The organism is Halomonas sp. KO116, from assembly GCF_000734975.2.
GTDB lineage: Bacteria > Pseudomonadota > Gammaproteobacteria > Pseudomonadales > Halomonadaceae > Vreelandella > Vreelandella glaciei.
The window spans coordinates 3,252,127-3,271,732 of record NZ_CP011052.1 but is presented as its reverse complement, the minus strand read 5'-3'; the positions used below and the strand labels follow the sequence as shown (position 1 = coordinate 3,271,732).

The following is a 19,606-nucleotide window of genomic DNA, read 5'->3' as shown; positions in this document are numbered from 1 at the left end:
CCACTTGCCCTAACCGTATTGAGCCACATTTTTTAAAGCTGGCAGCTCTGCATTCCAGGGTAAGAGCGTTTCGAGTTGTTCGAGGGTAACTGCATCGGCGATGTGCGTCAGCACATGATGGATGTAAGCCGACGGCTCCAGTCCGTTGGCCTTGGCCGTTTCGATCAGCGAGTAACAGGTGGCGCTGGCTTTCGCGCCCTGCGAGGTATCGGCGAACAGCCAGGCTTTTCTTCCCAGAGCGAACGGGCGGATGGCATTCTCGGCACCCGCGTTGCTGATTTTCAGGTCGCCACGTTCACAGTAGCCCACCAGGGTATCCCACTGGTTCAGGGTGTAATCCATCGCCTTGCGGGTGAGCGAGCCCTTCAGTACTTTGCTGGTGTTTTTATCCAGCCAGGCCTTGAAGGCATTCAGCAGCGGCAGGCTTTTTTCCTGGCGCACGCGATAGCGCTCGGCGTCGCTCAGTTCGTTCGCGGCTTTCTCGACGGCGTACAGTTTGCGGATGTGGCTGAGGGCCACATCGGCTTTCGATGGCTGGCCTTTTTTGCCCTTGGCTGGCGCGGCCCGGGAGGCTTCCACGAACTTGCGTCGGGCATGGTCCCAACAACCGATGCGGGTCAGGCCGTTTTCACGGCAGACTTGTCCATAGCCGGAATAGCCATCGGCTTGCAGGATGCCCTGGAAGTCATCCAGCAGGCGCACCGGCACCTTGCCACCTCGTGATGGATCATACTCGAACAGCACCGAGGGTTTTCCCGGTGGACCACCCCGGGTCACCCACATCCACTTGTCCGATTGGGCTTTTTTGCCATCCTCCTTGAGCACCTGGATCCGGGTTTCATCGGCCTGCAGGTAGTCACTGCCGTTCTGGGTTTCACGTATCAGGGTCATCAGCGGTTTGAACACGTCGTTCAGGCGGATGATCCAGTGGGCCATGCTGGTGCGGCTCAGGTCATGACCCAGGCGCTTGAACATCTGCTCCTGCCGGTACAGTGGCAGGCCATCGGCGTACTTGGAGGTGATCAGGTAAGCCAGTAGTGACGGTGTGGCAATGCACTTGCCCAGTGGGTGCTTGGACCGGGCGGCCGCAATGACATGCTCTTGGCCGTCTTGTTCGAACACCGCCTTTTCCTGCCAGTACTCCAGGACTTTCAGTTGGGCCGGGATATACTCCAGCTCTTCTTTCACTTTGGTGAAGAAGGTCTTGCTGGCGCCGGCTTTCTCGTCGTCGCTGAGGGTCAGCTCAATACGCTCACGCAAAAGCGTGTCGGAGAAGCCGCGTTGGCGGCGCTTGCGGGAGCGAGGCGGCGCATCGGCTTCTTCCACATCGTCAGGGAGTTCGTCGCGTAGTTCGTCAATCGCCACTTCCAGCTCGGCTTCATCGAACAACACGATCTGGTTGGGCTGTTTTTCACTGCTTGCGGCGAACTGCTGGATCTTCTTGTGACGCAGCAGCTCTTCGAGAATGGCGATGTAATTGTCGCGACGCCGGAGGGCCTCATCATGCTGCTGCAACTGACTCTGCAGAGCCGCTTCTTTCGCGGCCAGTTGTTCCTGCAAATCGTTGATAACCGCCGCCATTTCAGCGGGCGAGAGACCGCTGAAATCGGGTGTTTTGGGCGTGTTATCAGGCATTGTTTTCATGGCGAAATGATAGCAAAAACAACGCCCTGACACACTTAAAAAGTGCTACCCAACGCTCTCATAATGCAGGGTTTTATGGCCCTGCAGCAGGGTGATGTCGTAGCCGTCCAGCAACCAGTTGATCTGCTCGCCGTTCAGCGGCATCAGCTCATCCGACGGGCCCGGCCATTTAAATTTTTCCTCGGCCAGAGACTTGTAGTAAAGCACAAAGCCGTTGTCTTCCCACATCAGACACTTAATCTTGTTGCGCTGCCGGTTGGTGAACGCATAAAGCGCGCCGGAGAACGGGCTGTGCCCCAGCTCCTGCTCGACAATCAGCGCCAGCCCATTGGCCTGCTTGCGGAAATCGACAGGCTGTCGATACAGGTATATCTCCGGCAGGTCCCAGGAGGGGCGCAGATAGCGGTGGCGCATTACAGTTGCCTCAGCACGGCACCGAGCAACTCCACATTGCCAGCGTGCAGGCCGGTGATCGAGACGCCGCCGGGCAATGACACCGTTAATCCTTCTGACGACTCCGGACCAGGCACTGCCGATACCTTGGCAAACCCAGGCGACGACACGGGTTGCTCCGGAACCGCTGTCTCCGGTTCGGCCAGCTTTTTGCGCCAGTAAACAAAGCGGCAATAAGTCAGTGATTGCTGCTGGCAGTAGGCCATGCCGGACAAACCCGACGCCTGCCAGTCCTCGATATGCTGCTGCCAGAGACGTTTGCGTTCGGCGTGTGTCATGCTGATTCCTCCTGGTGTTTATGAGGAAATCAGTGTGGGCAATTTCAGGGCGTGGCTGTAGGTGCCGATTTATGGGCGCTTACCGTCACTATGCAGGTATAGCGGATGCTGATATTGAAGCGTATCGGCAGGATCGTTTCATCCAGACAAAGCTCTTGCTTCAGGTTAAGCACCACCAGGGCACAACAGATGCACATGGAATCAAGCAGCTAGCGGCCATCGAAGAAGAGGGCGCACAGCGCTGGCTTATCACCTCTGCACTCATTGAAGAGCAAACAAAGACTTATGCAGAAAGCCATGATGTACAAGTCATGGATGGAGCTGAGTTTGTTGATTGGCTCTTTGAGCAAGCTCATCACTTGAGTGTAACTACTAGAAGTCGGCTAGGTCTCTCTGATGCGCCAGTCTTGATATAGGGATATCGCATTATGGGCGTCATGACTTGGTAAAAATAAACAAGCTCATTTTGCTTTTATAATGCTGTAAATTGCCTGTCGTAATTCGGCTGACTTTATCCCGACCTTAATTAATTCATCATTAAACTTTTCGGAGCCTAAGTAGCTCCTTACCTTCTTCATGCGCCTTTCTGCAGAAATGTCAATTAATATTAATATATCTGTTGCGCCTGTTTGGTTGCGGAAAATTTCTTCTTCGAGCACATCTAACGCATCTAAGTCTATTTCTATGTTTTCATTTTTGACTATTTTAGGAATTTGCCTTAAACATGCTGCTGTTACACCTTTCTTACCTTTCCATCTTTCTCTAAACCAAGTCTTTATCGCTTCATCATTAGAGCTAAGGTAATGATAATTAATTTTTTTGGTTGTATTTTTTAGGTGATGGTATGCTGCATTAATATCTATGATTACGCTGTTAGACCATTCATTTATTTGATAGTCGCCAATATTTGAAAAATTAGGCTTTGTTTTTTCATGAATATTTTTAGCAATAAGTTCAAGATCTGATTGTAAAATATAACAGTTATTTAGATCTATTTGTGTTGTGAGTAATAATTTGTTTTTAAAGAAAAATTCTTGATTTTGATAAGCCCTTCTTAGGTCTCCAATGCCGCAAACACAGTGAAGGCGGCACTCTCCTTCGTGCAGGCGTTGTTGTAGTGAAAGGCTATAGGGAGTATGTAGATCCACGCTGCGATATTTATGAGTAAGCCATGCTATTTTTTGAGGCGTTACAGTCTTCCAATTGCGAATGCGTAACACTTTTTCACTATCACCAGGCGAGATAGTAAAGCCATCTGCATCTTCAATATCGATTGAAAGTGGATTTTCACCGGCACGGTCAAAAATACCTTTTCGGTAGTTTCTAGGAAATCGCACTCCAATATGAAAAGGTGTGCTTGGGACCACTATTAAGGATGCTTTTTCTTCACAGAAAGCAATTGTTAATTCTTCTAAACTGCAGCCAATCTCCCTTATGGCATTTTTTGCGGAGGTAATTGGCTCGTCGGATTGGTAAAAAATTGGCATGATAAGTAGCTCTTAAGAACATTCTCTTAAAAATTGAATAAAGCTTATCGCTTGGATTTTAGATCAGTCAAATCTAAACCAAATATATTTCCCGTGTCTTGCGGTGCTACGTACTCTGACCACTCCTGCATCATAGCCCTACGTTTTTCAAATAGATCGCCTCGCCGGTAGGCAGCTTCCACTTTGTTTTCAATGGCATGTGCCAGTGCCATCTCAGCCACATCACGCGGGTAGCTAGTCACTTCACCTGTCCAATCCCTGAAGCTTGAGCGAAAACCATGAGGTACATAATTCCCTTTCTCACCACTTGGGCCGTAACCCAACCCCCGCATGAACTGCAGAAGAGACATATTGGAAAGCGGGCGACCCGCTTTTATTCCTGGGAAAATATGATTATTACCTTTCACTCGTGGGAGGCTAAGTAGCAGATCCATTGCCTGCTTAGACAAAGGTACACGGTGCTCGCGATTCGCCTTCATACGTTCTGCAGGGATCTGCCAAGTTGATTTTGCTATGTCGATTTCATGCCACTCAGTATTGAGTACTTCTGACGTGCGTGTGGCGGTCAATATGAGGAACTGCAATGCTTTTGAAGACATACTGCTATAGCGCTGAATTAAGTCCATAAACGCTGCAACTTGCTCGTAAGGCATAGCAGGGTGGTGACTCACCTTTTGTATCCGTGATGGTTTAGCGAGCAGTTTGTCGAGGTGGCCACGCCAGCGTGCAGGGTTAACCGGGTCGCGATACCCATGAGCTGCTGCAAAATCTAGTATGTTTTCAATGCGCCCTTGTACACGCTTAGCTGTTTCATTTTTGACTGTCCAGATAGGCGCGAGGATCTTCAATATATCCTGAGTGGTAACATCCTCTACAGGGAGGTGACCTATTACCGGGCGTACGTATGTTTTTAGCGTGCTTACCCACTGGCGTGCATGCTTAGAGTTTCGCCAGCCACGACGCTGCAGCTGAATGTAGCGTGCTGCACAGTGAGTGAACGTGACAGGCCCAGTTTCTATTTCAGTTTTCTGTTCACGTGCTGCTAGTGGGTCAATGCCTTGCTTGACGAGCTTGCGTTGCTCAGAAGCTAAATCCCTTGCCACTGATAGAGATGTATCTGCAAAGCTACCGAGTCCCATATCTCTCAGCTTGCCAGCCCATCGAAAACGATAAATCCAGCTTGCGCCGCCACCTTTGCCAATTTTGAGGTATAAACCATCTCCATCATTGGTCATGCCAGGGGTTGATTCCCGGACAAGCTTCTGTGCACCTTTTGTCGTCAGTTTGCCCATAGCCGCTATCCTCAAAGTAAGATTCTAGCGTACCATATCTTAGCCCATACACCAGCCCATACTTTTGCTTTGTTTGGAGTGATATTGATGTGGATGAAATTGGACTGCGTAATTTTAATTTTTTAAAAAAATCATAAGCTTAATGTGTAAATTTAGATGGCTTTGGAGTCTATTAATGCGGACTCCCCCTCCGCCAAGAATTCTTATAAACCAGCCACTTACGGCTGGTTTTTTTATACACCCACCATCCAGCCCACCATTAACAAAACGCTTGCTCCCTCCGGCCTCAAGAGAAACCACTGTACCGGTGAGCCCACCCATATCTTTTTTATTTAGCTTTATCGCGATTTTTTTAGTAGAACATCATCATTCCAGACAGGGTCACTGTGGTGTATGTAAACCGGCAGTGATATCTCTAAGAAGAGTTGGACATTTCTGTATAAACTGTTGATATTTAAAGAGCATATTGGTCTTATTGCTGGCGCTGTACGATGAGTTGTTGATATATAGTCAATAAATAAATTTGGTAAGCGCCCAATAAAACGTTGGCCAATATCTCTGTGTAAAAAATGAACGGTTATAATGAAAATTAACCCATTATGGAAACATTAGTAGGTAAAATTTATGTCTAGAAAGAAGGAACAGCCTAGGCCAAGAGATGAGTGGGCATATTTCAAGTTTTCAGAAAAAATCCAAAAAATTGATTGTCGTATTGTTGACGACGAAGTTGAAATAATTGGTTCGGATCCACAGTTCACAAAGACAGATCGAAGCTACGAGAGAATGTCTGGAAAAGACAAAGTGGAATTGTCTATCCCAAGTTGCGATGGTAAAGCTTCATTCTCACCAGAAAGACAATTGCTTAGGCAGTACAAATGGTTGCTGGCAGTTGATACTAACTATATTACTCTGAAAGACGTTGTTTATGCATGTACTGTAGTCTACGCTACCACTGAAGAGCTTTACCCCGGAATTAAAGAGGTTCCCTATGCCCCTTTGGTAACATACTTATTTAAAAACCCAAGAAGTAACACTAATCCAGAATTGATCGGATGGCATCTAGCTCTTAAGCATCTATACCAACCCCGCGATAGGAGCCAAATTGGTATGGTTGTTGATAGTGAGGCAGGAAACTTGAGTGCTTTTAATTCTCGTGTTAAGCCATACTTGGATGAATACGTCTTGCCAAGTTATGTAGATTTAATATATGCCTCAGCTGATCAAGGCAGCAAGTTGCCGAATCAAATGATAAAGCTCTGTGACAAAGTTGGTGCGCAAGTATTGAATTACTTTAGGGCCCATGGGGGATTGAGTATAGTCCATCAGGAAGCGAATGTGATTTTTACGAAAATATAGCTGTGATCGTTCCAAAAAATGGGCTCCATTCCACTCGTTCTTGATTTGTATTATGAAATTTGAGTACCGAGCAATTAGGCTGAAAGAGAGCTAGCCCCCACCCCCATTTTTATATGCATGATTGCCCATAAATGGTGTTTAGGTCGCCTGCGAAAAATTTCCGAAATTTGCAGTTTGGTCGGTTTGATCACCTAGTTTCCGCCCCCTTCTATGTGGTGATAGGTAGATCACTAAAACGTATTGAATGGAGGAGGAGTGATTAAACTGCATATTTCTTAGCGCTATAGGCCTCGATAAGAAAAAAATAGAGCAATAAAAATAAAAAAAAACCGCCACCGGGCATCCGGTAGCGGTACTTAGTTACGACTAATGTGGCTTATACACCATGCCAAGTATTAATCCACTGGCGTTTGGTCATGGGTGGGGCACTAATATAACCCTCTTCAGGTGTCCAAGTGCCAAACTCTACTTCCAACATCCAACATCCAACATCCAACATCCAACATCCAACATCCACCAGCCATATGCGTGCTTTACACGGTGCCCACGGGTAGCAAATATCCAGTCGCCTACCGATTCACCACACCATAGCCATTCGCCGCGGCGTAGCTTCTTTCCAAAAACATGGGCGCCTGCGTAGCGCTCCCAAATGACTGGGGGTATAGCGCCGCCGTTTTCAAAGTGAAGCAGAAGTCGTTCAGGGAGCAAAATTTCGGCGGGATAGGGCGGTGGGAATCCCGGCTCTTTAGTCCAGTCGCGAAACGTCTTGATGCGGACGTCCAGCGCACGTGCAATAACGCTTGTTGGTAGCCATTCTCCATCGTAAAGCAGGCAAGAGTAGCGGCTCCAGGTCGTCCCCTCTGTGCGCGGCGGAATCATTGAAACTGCAAATCTTGATTCTGGATCAACGCGCGCCGCGCATAAGCGCCCAATACCTTCTAGCTCGCGCCGTTCAACTAGCTTGCTGACATAGCGCTTCATTCGGCCAGTACCACTTCCCAGCGTTTCTCACGAGTGTGAGGTAACGGCTTGAGTCGCCGCCCGCCAACTATGCGGCCTTCACGAAAGCTTAAAATACGTTCAATGGTGCGCGATGATATTTTGCCTGGTGCGAGGTCTTCTAAGCATTCGCCCAAGTCACGACACGCGTGCCCCCCTCGGGGATCAGCGCCGTAATCTAAGTCTATGTCACGGTCTCTTTCATAACTTTTATATGTCTTCATTACATCTTTACTGGTAAATACCTTCGCGTCGTATACGTGATGCAATGCAATGAGTAACGCGACGTGAGCTTCTTTCTCTGGGTCTACAGCTTGGCTGGCGTCTATTGCATCCATTGGGTCGGTTAGCCACTCATACCTTTCAGCTAGCCACGCTACTGGCTGGCGGATCATATCATCCCAATGTTCAAAGCTCGACAAGCGTCCAGGCTTAGGGCTGGCACCTGATTACCGATAGGCGCGAAGCACTAGTAACACGGCTCTGACAATCGCTTGGCGGTGGTGTTGGCAATGGGTGACGGGATCCAAGTCAAAACGTCGCTTATAAGCGAACCCTACGCCTGGATCCATGTGACAGACAATTAAACGACGGCTTGTATCTGACTGAGCAATAAAGTTGTTTCCGGTTGCCAGAAATAGTGCGCGGTTAGGAAGTGAGACCTGTACGGACTGGCCAAGAATTCTGTCAGTAAAGGTTGCCGACGTCAGAAAGGCGTCTAGGTTGGGATTGCCAAACACTCCCCGGACGTTATCCCATAAGATGACATCTACGCCCGCTAGCAGGGCAGTGACTAGGCTTTGTACGAAAAGTCTTATCTGCTAACTTTTCCTATGCAATGGCAGCATAGGGGAAAACGATGGTCGGACGTTACGAGATATCTGATGACGGTTGGGCACAGATTGAAGATATCGTCTCGCCTCCTCAGACCATGGGCAGGCCCAGACGCGATGATCGGCAAGTGCTCAATGGTATCTCTGGATATTATGCTCGGGTGCCAAGTGGCGGGATAATGGCACCTTCGAGGCCATCTTGGCCCGCCTGCAGCTTCGGCTGCGTTAAGATGGGCTTATGGATTTGGATACATGGATGATTGATGCCACCTCAGTTCGAGCGACACGCGCTGCCGCTGGTGGCACTAAAAAGGGGGCTCGAAAGAACCGGTAGATCATGCGCTTGACCGTAGCCGCGGTGGCTTCACCACCAAAATTCACTTGGTATGTGACCGGCACGGCTGGCCTTTGACCTTCACTTTGTCACCCGGCCAACAGTCAGAGTCTCGCCACTTCATCTCTACCTTAGAAAGAATCCACCTGCTAGGTAGAACGGGTCGGCCCCGTAAGCGTAGTGTTACATAGTGGCGGATAAAGGCTATGACAGCGATGAGCTACGCCGCTATTGTGACAGACACGGTATGAAGCCCGTGATAGCTCAGCGTAATATGCATCGAAGAGTCCGTCCTGGATTATCAAGGCGGTTTGATAAACATAAATATCGGCAACGCAATGCGGTAGAACGCTGCTTTGGTTGGCTGAAAGAGTTACGCCGAATCGCCACACGCTATGAAAAGTTAGCCAGTAGCTTTAGAGCGATGGTATGCGTTGCGTGTATCGGCCGTTGCTTGCGAGCCAACTTTTCGTACAAAACCTAGTCTTCGCTCGCCGACTTTTAGTACAAAACCTAACGAAAAGGTTTACAGGTCAGGTTTAACTCTTGAATCCGCCTTTCATGGCTATTGCATCAAAAGTAAAAAATTACTTTACCCTATGACTTTTTTATCAAGATGAAGGTAAAGCGAATCAAACTCGCCAGCCTCCTTTAGTTTCTGCCAGTCAGGTATGGTTACCTTTCTTTTGTTCGTAATTATCAAGCCATCGTTACGAAGGGCCTGTAGTACTCGGTTTACGTGTACTGGGGTCATCCCCGTTGCATCTGCCAGCTCTGCTTGGGTGATAGGCATATCAAAAATGTTTTCATTTTCTACCAATCCCACCGCTTTAAGGCGTAGCAAGAGCTCACAGATAATATGAGCGATCCGTGAATAGCCTTCACGTTGCCCTACATTCAACAACCATTCCCGGAAAATGGAAGCATCCACCAACGTCTCATGCCAGAAACCCGCAGTGAGCCGAGGGTGACGCTCAAATAAAAGCGATAAATCTTGGTGCTGTATGAAGCCGAGTTTGCATGGGCTGAGTGATGCAATATTGATATCAATAACTTGCAAGTGCAGGCTTTGCAAATCTGGCATATCGCCAGGAATATGCAACGCCATTATTTGCCGTTTGCCCTCAAGGGTTAATTTGTAGACACACGAAAAACCTTCCAGCAGTAAGCAACATTGACGAGGTTGGTCGCCCATTTTAACGATGTCTTGGTTAGACTTGACGTCTTGTGTTTGTACCGGTAATTCCTGGAGCGCCCGCTTTTCCTCGGCAGTAAGGGTGAAGTTACTTTCTAACTTGCGAATCATCAGGTGGGTATGAGGAAGCAGGGCAGTCGGCATGTTTGCTCCAGATTTGGCAGGAATGAAGCCCTTCGCAACAGTGTCTCTGCTTGAGTGCTAATAAAAATAATGTTTAGACATATAAGTAGATCTTCTTGACAAGAATATTTTAAATACGAAATTATAAAAAGCTTATTTAAATTATTTAAGAAAATAAAAATTACCCAGCCGCCTAGAGCGCTTAGATAAAATTAACCATATGATTTTGGTGCCTGTATCTAATTGAAAATAATAATTATTTTATTTGTTTTTTGTGCATGACATAAAACTAGCCTTTGGTAGGCTAGTTTTTAAACTTAAGGTTTTAACTTTTGTTAAATTCTTGCGAGCTGGGCATGGGTGTGATGCGCGCTTAGGCACCCTACGTTAACCACTTCTACGAGCGATTAAAAAGGCAGCACACCGCCGAAGCCAATACCCAGCACGGCAACGATAACAACAACGATAACGACGATAGTGGTAGTAGACATATTCTCTTCCTTTGAATAGTGAGCGTTGCTATAGCGTAGTCGCGAAAGCGCTATTTCGCACGTTGGCGAAAACGACTGCCCTACGGTTTCCTCACGACGGAATGAAGTGACCAGCATGCGCCAGCAGGAGTAGGGCCGGTAGGGGGCTGCTGGGCTTGTCGGCGTGCTTACCTGACGTGCTGTTGTTCTTTTAGGCAGTTAAGCAGCAACTGACGGATTTCTTCATGTGTCTCCGCGTCGCCGCGCCATATGCAGTGCGACTGATGGCGTGTCGTTGAATCGGTCAGAGGAAGAAAGCTCACATTGGAAAAACCGGCTTTGGCAAGTGATTGGGGAACTAGAGCAACCCCCATCGCATTAGCTACTAGAGCAAGAATGGTCAACCAGTGGGAGACTTCGTGGCAGATATGAGGTTTAACATCGGCGTGGTGAAACAGTCCGATGATCCTATCGTAATAGTGAGGGGCAAGGTCGCGACCAAACAGGATGATGGGCTCATTGGCCAGTTCCTTGACCGCCAACTCGCGTCGGCCTGCCAGGTGGTGATGCGCTGGCAAGCAGCACAGGAAGGGTTCGTCCGATAGGATGACCGACTCGATTCCCACGGGTAACGGCATTGAGTGGATGAAGCCGATATCAAGTTGCTCTTGCATCACTGCTTCTACTTGATCTGCCGAGTTGCGTTCGATCAATTGTATTTCGATGCCGGGATAGCGGGATTGCAGGCGTTTGAGCAGTTCCGGCAGGCCGCGAAAGAGCATGGCAGGCGTAAACCCGACGCGCACCAGGCCGGTGGCGCTTGAGGCAATGCGCTGCACCAGCGTTTGCGAGTCTTCTAGCTGCTCGAGAATCCGGCGTGCCTGGCGCTGGAAGGCTTCTCCGGCAGGCGTGAGGGTAACGCGTTTGCTATTGCGCAGCAGCAGCTTGACCTTTAGCTCCTCTTCCAGTTGACGCAGGCTGGCACTTAGCGGTGGTTGAGAAATATGCAGGCGCTGCGCTGCTCTGCCGAAATGCAGCTCCTCCGAGAGCACCAGAAAGTAACGCAGCTGTCGAAATGTCAGTGCCATTGGCTTCGTTCCTTATTATTTCTTGTTCTTCAATCATACATAAAACTGAATCAATGGATCCTAAAACAGTATTGGAGACGGCCTCCATACCCGCCTAATGTGACGATAAAACATATAATAAGTCCAAAAGGTACGCCGTCGTGAATGACATGATACACCGCAATATCCCCGATTCCTGGGGGCAGAACAGTTACCATAACGACCCCACCCTTTCCCAGCTTCTGGATCTCTATTTGCCGACGGCGCTACGTCAGCACGTGGAGTGCCATTTCAACGAGATGGGAGCCCTTGCTGGCGGTGAACTGGAAGCGCTGGCCATCGAGGCTGACAAGCATCCGCCTGAACTTGCCCTGCGCAGCAGAAATGGTGCCGAGCGTCAGCAGATCCTCAAGCATCCCGCCTATCAACGCCTGGAAGCGTATGCCTATGGGCAGTTCGGGCTGGCGGCCATGTCGCACCGCGGTGGCGTGCTTGACTGGTCGGAACCCATGCCGCCGGTAGTGAAGTATGCGCTGACGTACCTGTTCGTGCAGGCTGAGTTTGGCCTTTGCTGTCCGCTTAGCATGACCGATGCACTGACTCGCACGTTGCGCAAGTTTGGCGACGATGCCTTGGTGAACCGCTACCTGGAAGCGTTGACCTCACAGGATATGGATCTGGCCTATCAGGGAGCCATGTTCATGACCGAGCAGGATGCAGGCTCTGATGTTGGGGCGATTACCACGGAAGCGAGGCAGGAAGAGGGCAAGTGGCGCCTTTATGGCGACAAATGGTTCTGCTCTAACCCCGATGCCGCGCTGGCGATGGTATTGGCGCGCCCCGAGCAGGGGGAGCGGGGCACTCGCGGCCTCACGCTGTTCCTGCTGCCCCGGTATCTGGAAAATGGTGATCTTAACCATTACCGCATCGTACGCCTGAAAGACAAGCTGGGTACTCGCTCCATGGCGAGCGGTGAGATCCTGCTCGAAGGCGCCGAAGCTTATGTGGTGGGAGAGCCGGGGCAGGGCTTCAAGCAGATGACGGACATGATCAACATGTCTCGTCTCTCGAACGGGGTGCGGTCGGCGGGCTTGATGCGGCGCTCACTCAACGAGGCGCTTTTCATTGCCCGCCATCGGCAGGCGTTCGGTAGCCAGCTCATCGAGCTGCCGCTTATGCAGCGTCAGCTCAGCAAGATGATGCTCACTGCCGAGCAGGGGCGCACGATGGTCTTCCACACGGGAGAGTGCCTGCGGCGTGCCGATGCGGGGGATGCCCAGTCAGCCAAGCTCTTGCGCATTCTGACGCCTATGATCAAGTTCCGTACCACGCGGGATGCACGCAAGGTGGCTGGGGATGGCATGGAAGTACGTGGTGGATGTGGCTACATCGAGGAGTGGTCGGATGCCCGCGTGCTGCGCGATGCCCACCTTGGCTCAATATGGGAAGGCACCAGCAATATCGTTGCCCTGGATGTGTTCCGGGCGGTTCGGCGTGAACAGACCTTGCCGGTACTGGCTGACTACTTGCACCAGCAGTTGCAAGCGTCCGCCCTTGAGGAGCACGAGCGCCACCTGTTGCAGGTGCTCCTCGACAAGGCAGTGGCGAGCGCGAATGCACTGGCAGAGGATCCTGCCTGCGAGCACGACGCGCGGCGGATCGCCAGCGGTCTCTATCACATTACCTCCGCCATTCTTATGGCCTGGGAGGCGTCCAGGATCACGGGAGACAGGCGGCGTTTGGCACTCGCCTGGCTGGTGGTACACCACAAGTTACTACCCCCCGATCCGCTATCGGTCAGTCGCGCGTCGCCGGAAGCGCTGGCGATGCTGCTCAGCGAAACGCCGATGACCGACGAACAGGTCGCTGGGGTGGTGAATACCCAAGCACTGGCGCGTTCCCACGGGCTGGAGGTGGGTCATGGATAAGCCCAATGGCGCACTGAGCGGAATCAGGGTGATTGATCTTAGCCGTGTGCTGGGAGGCCCGTACTGCACCCAGGTGCTGGGGGACTACGGTGCGGATGTGATCAAGATCGAACCTCCTGGGGGGGATGAAACCCGTGGCTGGGGGCCTCCTTTCGAAGGCGATGCGGCTTCCTATTTCCACGGTTTGAACCGCAGCAAGCGCGGGATGGCGCTGGATCTTCGTCATCCTGACGGCAAAGCACTGCTACTGCAGTTGCTGGAGGGCGCCGATGTGCTGGTGGAAAACTTCAAGCCGGGAACCCTGGAAAAGTGGGGGCTGAGCTATGACATTCTCAGCGCGCGCTTTCCCCGTCTGATCCAGTGTCGAATCAGTGGATTTGGTGCTGATGGTCCGATGGGCGGTTTGCCTGGCTATGACGCCATCATCCAGGCAATGGCAGGGCTGATGAGTGTCAACGGTGAGAAACAGGGGGAGCCACTGCGAGTGGGGCTGCCCATTGTCGATATCGTGACTGGCCTGAATGCCGTCATCGGTATCACCTTGGCTCTCCATGAGCGTACGCGCAGCGGACGTGGGCAGTTTGTCGAGACAGCACTGTTCGACTCCGGACTGTCCTTGATGCACCCCCACTTTCCCAACGTATTCTACGGTGGGCCGCCGCCGCGCCGCACGGGAAATGAGCATCCCAATATTGCCCCTTATGAGGTCTACCGGACGGCGACACAGCCGATTTTTCTGGCGGTTGGCAATAATGTGCAGTTCGCGCGCTTATGCGAGTTGCTCGAATGCCACGACGTTAGCCAGGATGAACGCTTTGCGACCAATGGTGCCCGTCTGGGTAACCGCGCTGCACTGCGTGATGTGCTGGAGAGTGCCATGGCCAGGTGGGAAGGGGACAAGCTCGCCGACCGGTTGATGCGTATCGGCGTTCCCTGCGGGCCCGTACTCGATACCACGCAAGCACTGGCGCATCCGCATACCCAGCACCGCGATATGATCGTCAAGATCGGCCATTACAAGGGCACTGGCTCGCCGATCAAGCTAGCTCGCACACCCTCGCGCTATGAAACGCCACCGCCACGCTTTGCCGAACATACCAATGCAATCCTTCATGAAGCAGGGTTGACTGAGCAACAAATAGAGCACCTGAGAGCGAAAGGCGTGCTGCCGGATGTACCGGTGGCTTAGCCCCAGTGCACCATTGTGTGCCTGACTGCCCAGCCGAATGGGCTGATAACAATCACCAATGACGTTGATGCCAATAACAACACAACATGAGAGCAAAACCATGAAACGCACGCCCCTGGCCACTGGCCTTATCTCCACCGTTTTTGCCGTACTAGCCAATACGGCCTCGGCCGCAGAGCTTCCCAGCACCATGACATGGACCGCCTATGATGTGGGCTCGCAAGGGCACTCGGAGGCCTCCGCCATCGCCGATGCCTTTGGCAAGGCCTACAACACCCGCATCCGTATCCAGCCTGCGGGATCGGCCATTGGGCGGCTGCAGCCCCTGGTGAGTGGCCGGGCGGACTATGCCTACCTGGCCACGGAGTCCTTCTTTGCAACGGAAGGAATTTACGACTTCAGCGAGCGCCGCTGGGGGCCCCAAGACCTCAGAGCCGTTGCCGGAAGACCATCTACCTTTGGTGTGCCATCGGCTGCCGACGCCAATATCCACACGCTTGATGACTTGCGGGGGCAACGGGTTGCCTACGTGGCAGGCAACCCTTCGGTCAATGTGAAATGTGATGCGATCTTGGCCTTTGCAGGGCTGAGGCGCGACGATGTGGAGGCGGTGATGTTCCCGACTCACGGCGCCGCCATGAGTTCGCTGGTCGAGGATCGGGCCGATGCTACTTGCACCACCACCACCGCCAGCCAGCTTTATGAGCTGGAAGAGTCGTCTCGTGGTATTCGCTGGGTAGATATTCCTGCCGATGACGAAGAGGGCTGGGCGCGCATGAACCAGGTGGCCCCCGTCTTCCAGTCATTCCGTGAAACCATTGGCGCCGGGCTAAGCGAAGAATCTCCCGCCAACATGCTTGCCTACCGTTACCCGATCATCGTGGCCATGGCTGATCGTGACGAAGAAGAGGTCTACCAGTTCATCAAGAGCCTGGATGAGAGTTATGACCTTTACCGTGACGCGACCGCTGCCATTCACCGCTGGGCAATCGAGGACGCCGGTGTGCCGCCTATCGATATACCTTTTCACCCTGGGGCTATCCGCTACATGCAAGAAAAAGGGCTATGGAGCGAGGAGATGCAGACATGGAACGATAACCGCCTCGCCCGCCTGGAAGCACTGAAGCAAGCTTGGGATGGCCTGCTGAACGAGGAGCCAGACCTCGAAGGGGAGGCGCTTGCCGAACGTTGGGAAGCTCGCCGGCAAGAAGTGATAGGCGCGCTTTGACCACGGGGTGGATATGTCACTGGGAGCGACAGCATGAGCAATTCAAGTCAAGAGCGATTGGAAGGTTCGGCAAGGTGGATAGTGATGGGGCTGGGGGCCGTCGGTCTGTTGATGACGATCAACCAAACCTTTGCCCTCAAGCTGTTGGGGTTCTATCCGATCGGTAATGCCTTCATCTACTATCTGATAGGGCTGTTCCTATCGGCGGCACTACTGATCTTTCCGGCTCGCAAGGCTGATACCGAACGCCTCCCCTGGTATGACTGGGTGCTGGCGGGGGCTGCTCTTGGTGGCGCCATCTACCTTGGCCTTAATGGCCTGCGCATGACCCAGCAAGGGTGGGAGTATTTCGCCCCGCTCGAAGCAACGCTGGTGGCAACGATGATGCTGCTACTGGTGCTGGAGGGCGTTCGCCGCTGTGGTGGCTGGGCGATTTTTGCCGTGGCACTGCTGTTTGGGCTCTATCCGCTCTATGCAGGCCACATGCCTGGTTTCCTGTGGAGCAATGGCTTTGGCTTGGGGGAAACTATTCGAGCCCATGTCATGGGGGCGGAGAGCATTGTGGGCGTGCCGATGCAGGTCGTCGCCAACCTGATTATCGGCTTTGTCGTGTTCGGGATAGCGCTGACCATCACCGGTGGCGGTGAGTTCTTTATGAATTTCGCCACTGCATTGATGGGCCGAAGCCGCGGCGGGCCTGCCAAGGTGGCCGTCGTTTCCAGTGCCTTCATGGGCAGCTTATCCGGTAGTGCGGTATCCAACATCCTGACCACAGGGACGATTACCATTCCTGCCATGAAGCGCAGTGGCTATTCCCGCGAGTATGCCGCCGCCGTAGAGGCGTGCGCCTCCACGGGGGGTACCTTGATGCCGCCCGTTATGGGGGCCGTTGCCTTCATCATGGCTTCCTTCCTAGGCGTCAGTTACGGTGAGGTCATGATGGCGGCGCTACTGCCTGCGTTGCTCTTCTACCTGGCCCTGCTGCTTCAAGTGGATAACTATGCCGCCCGCAAAGGCCTCACGGGTATGCCCGCCAAGGATATCCCCAGAGTGCGTGAAACGCTGCTTTCTGGCTGGCCGTACCTGCTTAGCCTGAGCGTGTTGATCTATATGTTGCTTGTCATGCGCCTGGAAAGTCAGGCGCCTTACTATGCCACCCTTATGCTGCTGGTGATTTCGCTGGTTCGCCGTCAGCAGCGCCTGCGTATCAGTCAAGTGCTGGATTTTTTCTATCAGCTGGCACATGGGGTAGGGAGTCTTGTTGCTGTGCTAGCCGGTATCGGTTTGGTGGTCGGTGGGCTTTCCTATACGGGGGTTGCAGGGGCTTTCTCTCGCGAACTGCTGCTGTATGCAGGTGATAGCATTCCCCTAATGCTGGCGGCGGGGGCGATTACCAGCTTTATCCTCGGGATGGGCATGACGGTCAGCGCGTGCTACATCTTCCTGTCGATCCTGCTTGCGCCAGCGCTGGTGGGGGCTGGTCTCAATCCTCTTGCCAGCCATCTGTTCATTCTTTACTGGGGAATGCTCTCCTATATCACGCCACCCGTGGCGCTGGCGGCCATTACTGCGGCCGGTGTTGCCGGTGCCAACAGTACCCTAACAAGCCTGCATGCCGTGCGGCTGGGAGCCGTGCTGTTCGTGCTGCCGTTCCTGTTTGTGCTCAACCCATCGCTGATTTTGCAGGGCCCCCTGTTGAGCGTGATAGCCTCCGCTTTTACCGCCATGACTGCGATCTGGCTGGTGGCAGCGGCGATGGAAGGATATCTTTATCGGATAGGTTCGGTGGGAGTGCGCATGCGTTGTGCGCTGCTGATACCTGCCGCGCTGATGATCTATCCCGAATGGATCAGTGACCTACTGGGCTTTCTAGCGCTTGCATTGTGCTATCTGATAGCGGTGATGCGCACTACGAAATGCGCAGGTATTACGAAGTGCTCTACCTAGGTTAATCTGCTTTATAAGCCCACGGTGTTCGGCAGCAAAGCCTGTCGAGCGCCGTGATGCTTACTCTGCATCACGCAACGCTTTCCCCAGCCCGCCAAAATAGTCGCTAAATGCCACGTTAATCCGTTCCCGCTGCTCACCCTGGGGATAAAGCCCGCGTTCGGCCTCGGGTGAAGCTTTGGTGCCTTTGACCAGGAAGTGATTAGTGATGTCCGCATCCTGCACAAACGCCTCAAAGGCGCGTGCACAGAGTTCTTCGGGTTTGCTGTAATAGAGCTGGCCAAGCTTTTTATCCATCTGCACCGAGCTTTGAAACAGATCGCTAGGCTGGTCGCCTTCGGGCTGCAGTAATACGGCTTTGAAACAGCGCATAAGCAGTTGATTCAGAGGGTGGGCGATGGGCGTTGCATCGGCAAGCCAAGCAGTAGAGGCGAACATACCGGCAGGCGTGCCGCGAAAACACTTACTGGCGATATAGTGGTCGAAAGCATGAAACCACTCGTGGGCAATGCTGCCGGGGCCTGCGTTTTTGGCCAGCGCAAAACTGCGTTGGCTGGGGTCGTAGTGGGCAGAAACGCCAGGTCGGCCACCGCTGCCGTATTGCAGGGCGATTGAGCCGCGTAACGAAATCAGCGCCTCTGGCCCCTGTAGAATCACCATTAGATCGCACAGCGCATCGTGAAACAGCTCGGCGGCACGGTCGCGCTCAGCGCTGGTGACCCAGCGGCCAATCTCAATGGAGCGAAAATCAAACTGACGCCGGATCAAGGCAAAGCTGCTGGCTTGCCCTTGGCGGTGATCAGGGCCGCTGCGGTAAAAATCCCGCGCTTCAATACTCACTGGTCGCTTCACCTGGCAATGACTGAATGACGCCATGATAAAGCGCCATTAACGGATTGACACTACTGGTGATCAACTGCCGTTTGAGCCAGTGATGACGATCTTGGATATCTCCTTGCATTCCACCTCAGAGGCCCCACTAAGAAACAACAAGGACTTTTAATCGCCTCCTTTTCCACCGCCAGGAGAAAGATATGAGCAAGCGTATTTTAGTGGTACTGACATCTCACGATCAGCTGGGCGACACCGGTAATAAAACCGGCTTTTGGCTGGAAGAGTTGGCCGCCCCATACTATGTCTTCAAAGACGCAGGGGCCGAGGTAACCCTGGCATCGCCTCAGGGTGGCCAGCCGCCGCTGGACCCCAAGAGCGACGCTGAGGATAGCCAGACCGATGAAACGCGCCGTTTCAAGCAAGATGAAAAGGCCAATGCTGAGCTTGCAGCGACCCATCGTTTGGGCGATATGAAGGCCGATGACTTTGATGCGGTGTTCTACCCCGGCGGTCATGGTCCGTTATGGGATCTTGTTGACGATAAAGACTCCATTCGCCTGATCGAAACATTTATTGCTCAAGGCAAGCCGGTCGCTACCGTTTGCCATGCGCCAATTGTCTTAGTGAATGCCAAGAACAGCGAAGGCGAGCCGCTCGTTAAAGGCCGCCAAGTAACAGGCTTCACCAATGGCGAAGAAGATGCGGTTGGCCTGACTGACATCGTGCCGCATCTGGTCGAAGATGCGCTGCAACAGTGTGGCGGTATCTACACCAAGGCAGAAGATTTTACCCCTTACGTGCGTGAAGATGGCCAGCTGATTACCGGGCAAAACCCGCCTTCTTCAGCGCTAACGGCTAAGACGCTGATGGCGTGGCTGGAGAAATAACCGCTAGGTGGTAACGCAGGCTCAATGATAACGGCGAGGCTATCCTCGCCGTTTCTATTTTG

Annotated in this window: 18 protein-coding genes and 1 pseudogene; 8 read left to right on the top strand and 11 right to left on the bottom strand. The window is 52.5% G+C overall.

The window, feature by feature from the left end; translation table 11 throughout:
* Positions 1-9 precede the first annotated feature (9 nt).
* The 3 genes from tnpC to tnpA are packed head-to-tail and all read right to left on the bottom strand — an operon-like array spanning position 10 to position 2,375.
* Positions 10-1,644 (bottom strand): IS66 family transposase, encoded by a 1,635-nt coding sequence (tnpC, locus tag KO116_RS15055; protein WP_035565164.1) that lies wholly within the window; start codon positions 1,642-1,644, stop codon positions 10-12.
* A gap of 45 nt (positions 1,645-1,689) precedes the next feature.
* Positions 1,690-2,058 carry an IS66 family insertion sequence element accessory protein TnpB gene (tnpB, locus tag KO116_RS15050; RefSeq protein ID WP_035565167.1) on the bottom strand — a complete coding sequence of 123 codons (369 nt, stop codon included), beginning with the start codon at positions 2,056-2,058 and terminating at the stop codon, positions 1,690-1,692.
* Positions 2,058-2,375, bottom strand: coding sequence for an IS66 family insertion sequence element accessory protein TnpA (gene tnpA / locus KO116_RS15045; RefSeq protein ID WP_035565170.1), 318 nt, complete (start codon positions 2,373-2,375; stop codon positions 2,058-2,060). The genes tnpB and tnpA overlap by 1 nt, the downstream gene beginning before the upstream one ends.
* Positions 2,376-2,446: 71 nt before the next feature.
* Between tnpA and KO116_RS15040 the strand changes: the two genes are divergently transcribed.
* Positions 2,447-2,791 carry a restriction endonuclease gene (locus KO116_RS15040; RefSeq protein WP_035559778.1) on the top strand — a complete coding sequence of 115 codons (345 nt, stop codon included), beginning with the start codon at positions 2,447-2,449 and terminating at the stop codon, positions 2,789-2,791.
* A 45-nt stretch (positions 2,792-2,836) separates the two neighbouring features.
* Here KO116_RS15040 and KO116_RS15035 read toward each other — a convergent pair whose 3' ends face one another.
* Together KO116_RS15035 and KO116_RS15030 are read right to left on the bottom strand one after the other, a co-directional pair.
* Entirely contained in the window at positions 2,837-3,862 is a 1,026-nt protein-coding gene (locus KO116_RS15035; protein ID WP_035559776.1) for a hypothetical protein, read from the bottom strand.
* A gap of 44 nt (positions 3,863-3,906) precedes the next feature.
* Positions 3,907-5,154, bottom strand: coding sequence for a tyrosine-type recombinase/integrase (locus tag KO116_RS15030; protein WP_082072603.1), 1,248 nt, complete (start codon positions 5,152-5,154; stop codon positions 3,907-3,909).
* Between the two features lie 624 nt (positions 5,155-5,778).
* Here KO116_RS15030 and KO116_RS15020 point away from each other — a divergent pair.
* Positions 5,779-6,510 carry a hypothetical protein gene (locus KO116_RS15020; protein ID WP_035559768.1) on the top strand — a complete coding sequence of 244 codons (732 nt, stop codon included), beginning with the start codon at positions 5,779-5,781 and terminating at the stop codon, positions 6,508-6,510.
* A 465-nt stretch (positions 6,511-6,975) separates the two neighbouring features.
* On the opposite strand, the gene KO116_RS15015 is transcribed toward KO116_RS15020, so the two are convergent.
* Together KO116_RS15015 and KO116_RS15010 are read right to left on the bottom strand one after the other, a co-directional pair.
* Complete coding sequence (locus tag KO116_RS15015; protein WP_035559764.1) at positions 6,976-7,491, bottom strand: hypothetical protein; 516 nt, start codon at positions 7,489-7,491, stop codon at positions 6,976-6,978.
* Entirely contained in the window at positions 7,488-7,931 is a 444-nt protein-coding gene (locus tag KO116_RS15010) for a hypothetical protein (RefSeq protein WP_144408600.1), read from the bottom strand. Before KO116_RS15010 ends, KO116_RS15015 begins: the two co-directional genes overlap by 4 nt.
* A 437-nt stretch (positions 7,932-8,368) precedes the next feature.
* On the opposite strand from KO116_RS15010, the pseudogene KO116_RS24700 reads away from it, so the two are divergent.
* Positions 8,369-9,160: pseudogene (locus KO116_RS24700) on the top strand (IS5 family transposase).
* 108 nt (positions 9,161-9,268) lie between these two features.
* Here KO116_RS24700 and KO116_RS15005 read toward each other — a convergent pair.
* The 3 genes from KO116_RS15005 to KO116_RS15000 form a co-directional block, all read right to left on the bottom strand.
* A complete protein-coding gene (locus KO116_RS15005; RefSeq protein WP_035559758.1) occupies positions 9,269-10,015 on the bottom strand; it encodes a Crp/Fnr family transcriptional regulator in 747 nt (248 codons plus the stop codon).
* A gap of 386 nt (positions 10,016-10,401) precedes the next feature.
* Positions 10,402-10,602, bottom strand: a complete 201-nt coding sequence (locus KO116_RS25090; protein WP_144408599.1) for a hypothetical protein — start codon at positions 10,600-10,602, stop codon at positions 10,402-10,404.
* Between the two features lie 50 nt (positions 10,603-10,652).
* Positions 10,653-11,552: a LysR family transcriptional regulator gene (locus KO116_RS15000; RefSeq protein WP_052703778.1), complete on the bottom strand. Its 900-nt coding sequence runs from the start codon at positions 11,550-11,552 to the stop codon at positions 10,653-10,655.
* Positions 11,553-11,701: 149 nt separating this feature from the next.
* Between KO116_RS15000 and KO116_RS14995 the strand changes: the two genes are divergently transcribed.
* The 4 genes from KO116_RS14995 (at position 11,702) to KO116_RS14980 (ending at position 17,823) form a co-directional block, all read left to right on the top strand.
* Positions 11,702-13,459: an acyl-CoA dehydrogenase family protein gene (locus KO116_RS14995; RefSeq protein ID WP_045812272.1), complete on the top strand. Its 1,758-nt coding sequence runs from the start codon at positions 11,702-11,704 to the stop codon at positions 13,457-13,459.
* Positions 13,452-14,648 carry a CaiB/BaiF CoA transferase family protein gene (locus KO116_RS14990; RefSeq protein ID WP_035559755.1) on the top strand — a complete coding sequence of 399 codons (1,197 nt, stop codon included), beginning with the start codon at positions 13,452-13,454 and terminating at the stop codon, positions 14,646-14,648. Before KO116_RS14995 ends, KO116_RS14990 begins: the two co-directional genes overlap by 8 nt.
* 100 nt (positions 14,649-14,748) lie before the next feature.
* Positions 14,749-15,876: a TAXI family TRAP transporter solute-binding subunit gene (locus tag KO116_RS14985; protein WP_035559752.1), complete on the top strand. Its 1,128-nt coding sequence runs from the start codon at positions 14,749-14,751 to the stop codon at positions 15,874-15,876.
* A gap of 33 nt (positions 15,877-15,909) precedes the next feature.
* Positions 15,910-17,823 (top strand): TRAP transporter permease, encoded by a 1,914-nt coding sequence (locus tag KO116_RS14980; protein ID WP_045812147.1) that lies wholly within the window; start codon positions 15,910-15,912, stop codon positions 17,821-17,823.
* A gap of 60 nt (positions 17,824-17,883) precedes the next feature.
* Here KO116_RS14980 and KO116_RS14975 read toward each other — a convergent pair whose 3' ends face one another.
* Positions 17,884-18,663, bottom strand: a complete 780-nt coding sequence (locus KO116_RS14975) for a CLCA_X family protein (protein ID WP_035559749.1) — start codon at positions 18,661-18,663, stop codon at positions 17,884-17,886.
* Between the two features lie 194 nt (positions 18,664-18,857).
* Between KO116_RS14975 and KO116_RS14970 the strand changes: the two genes are divergently transcribed.
* A complete protein-coding gene (locus tag KO116_RS14970; protein ID WP_035559745.1) occupies positions 18,858-19,544 on the top strand; it encodes a type 1 glutamine amidotransferase domain-containing protein in 687 nt (228 codons plus the stop codon).
* The last annotated feature ends 62 nt before the right edge of the window (positions 19,545-19,606 follow it).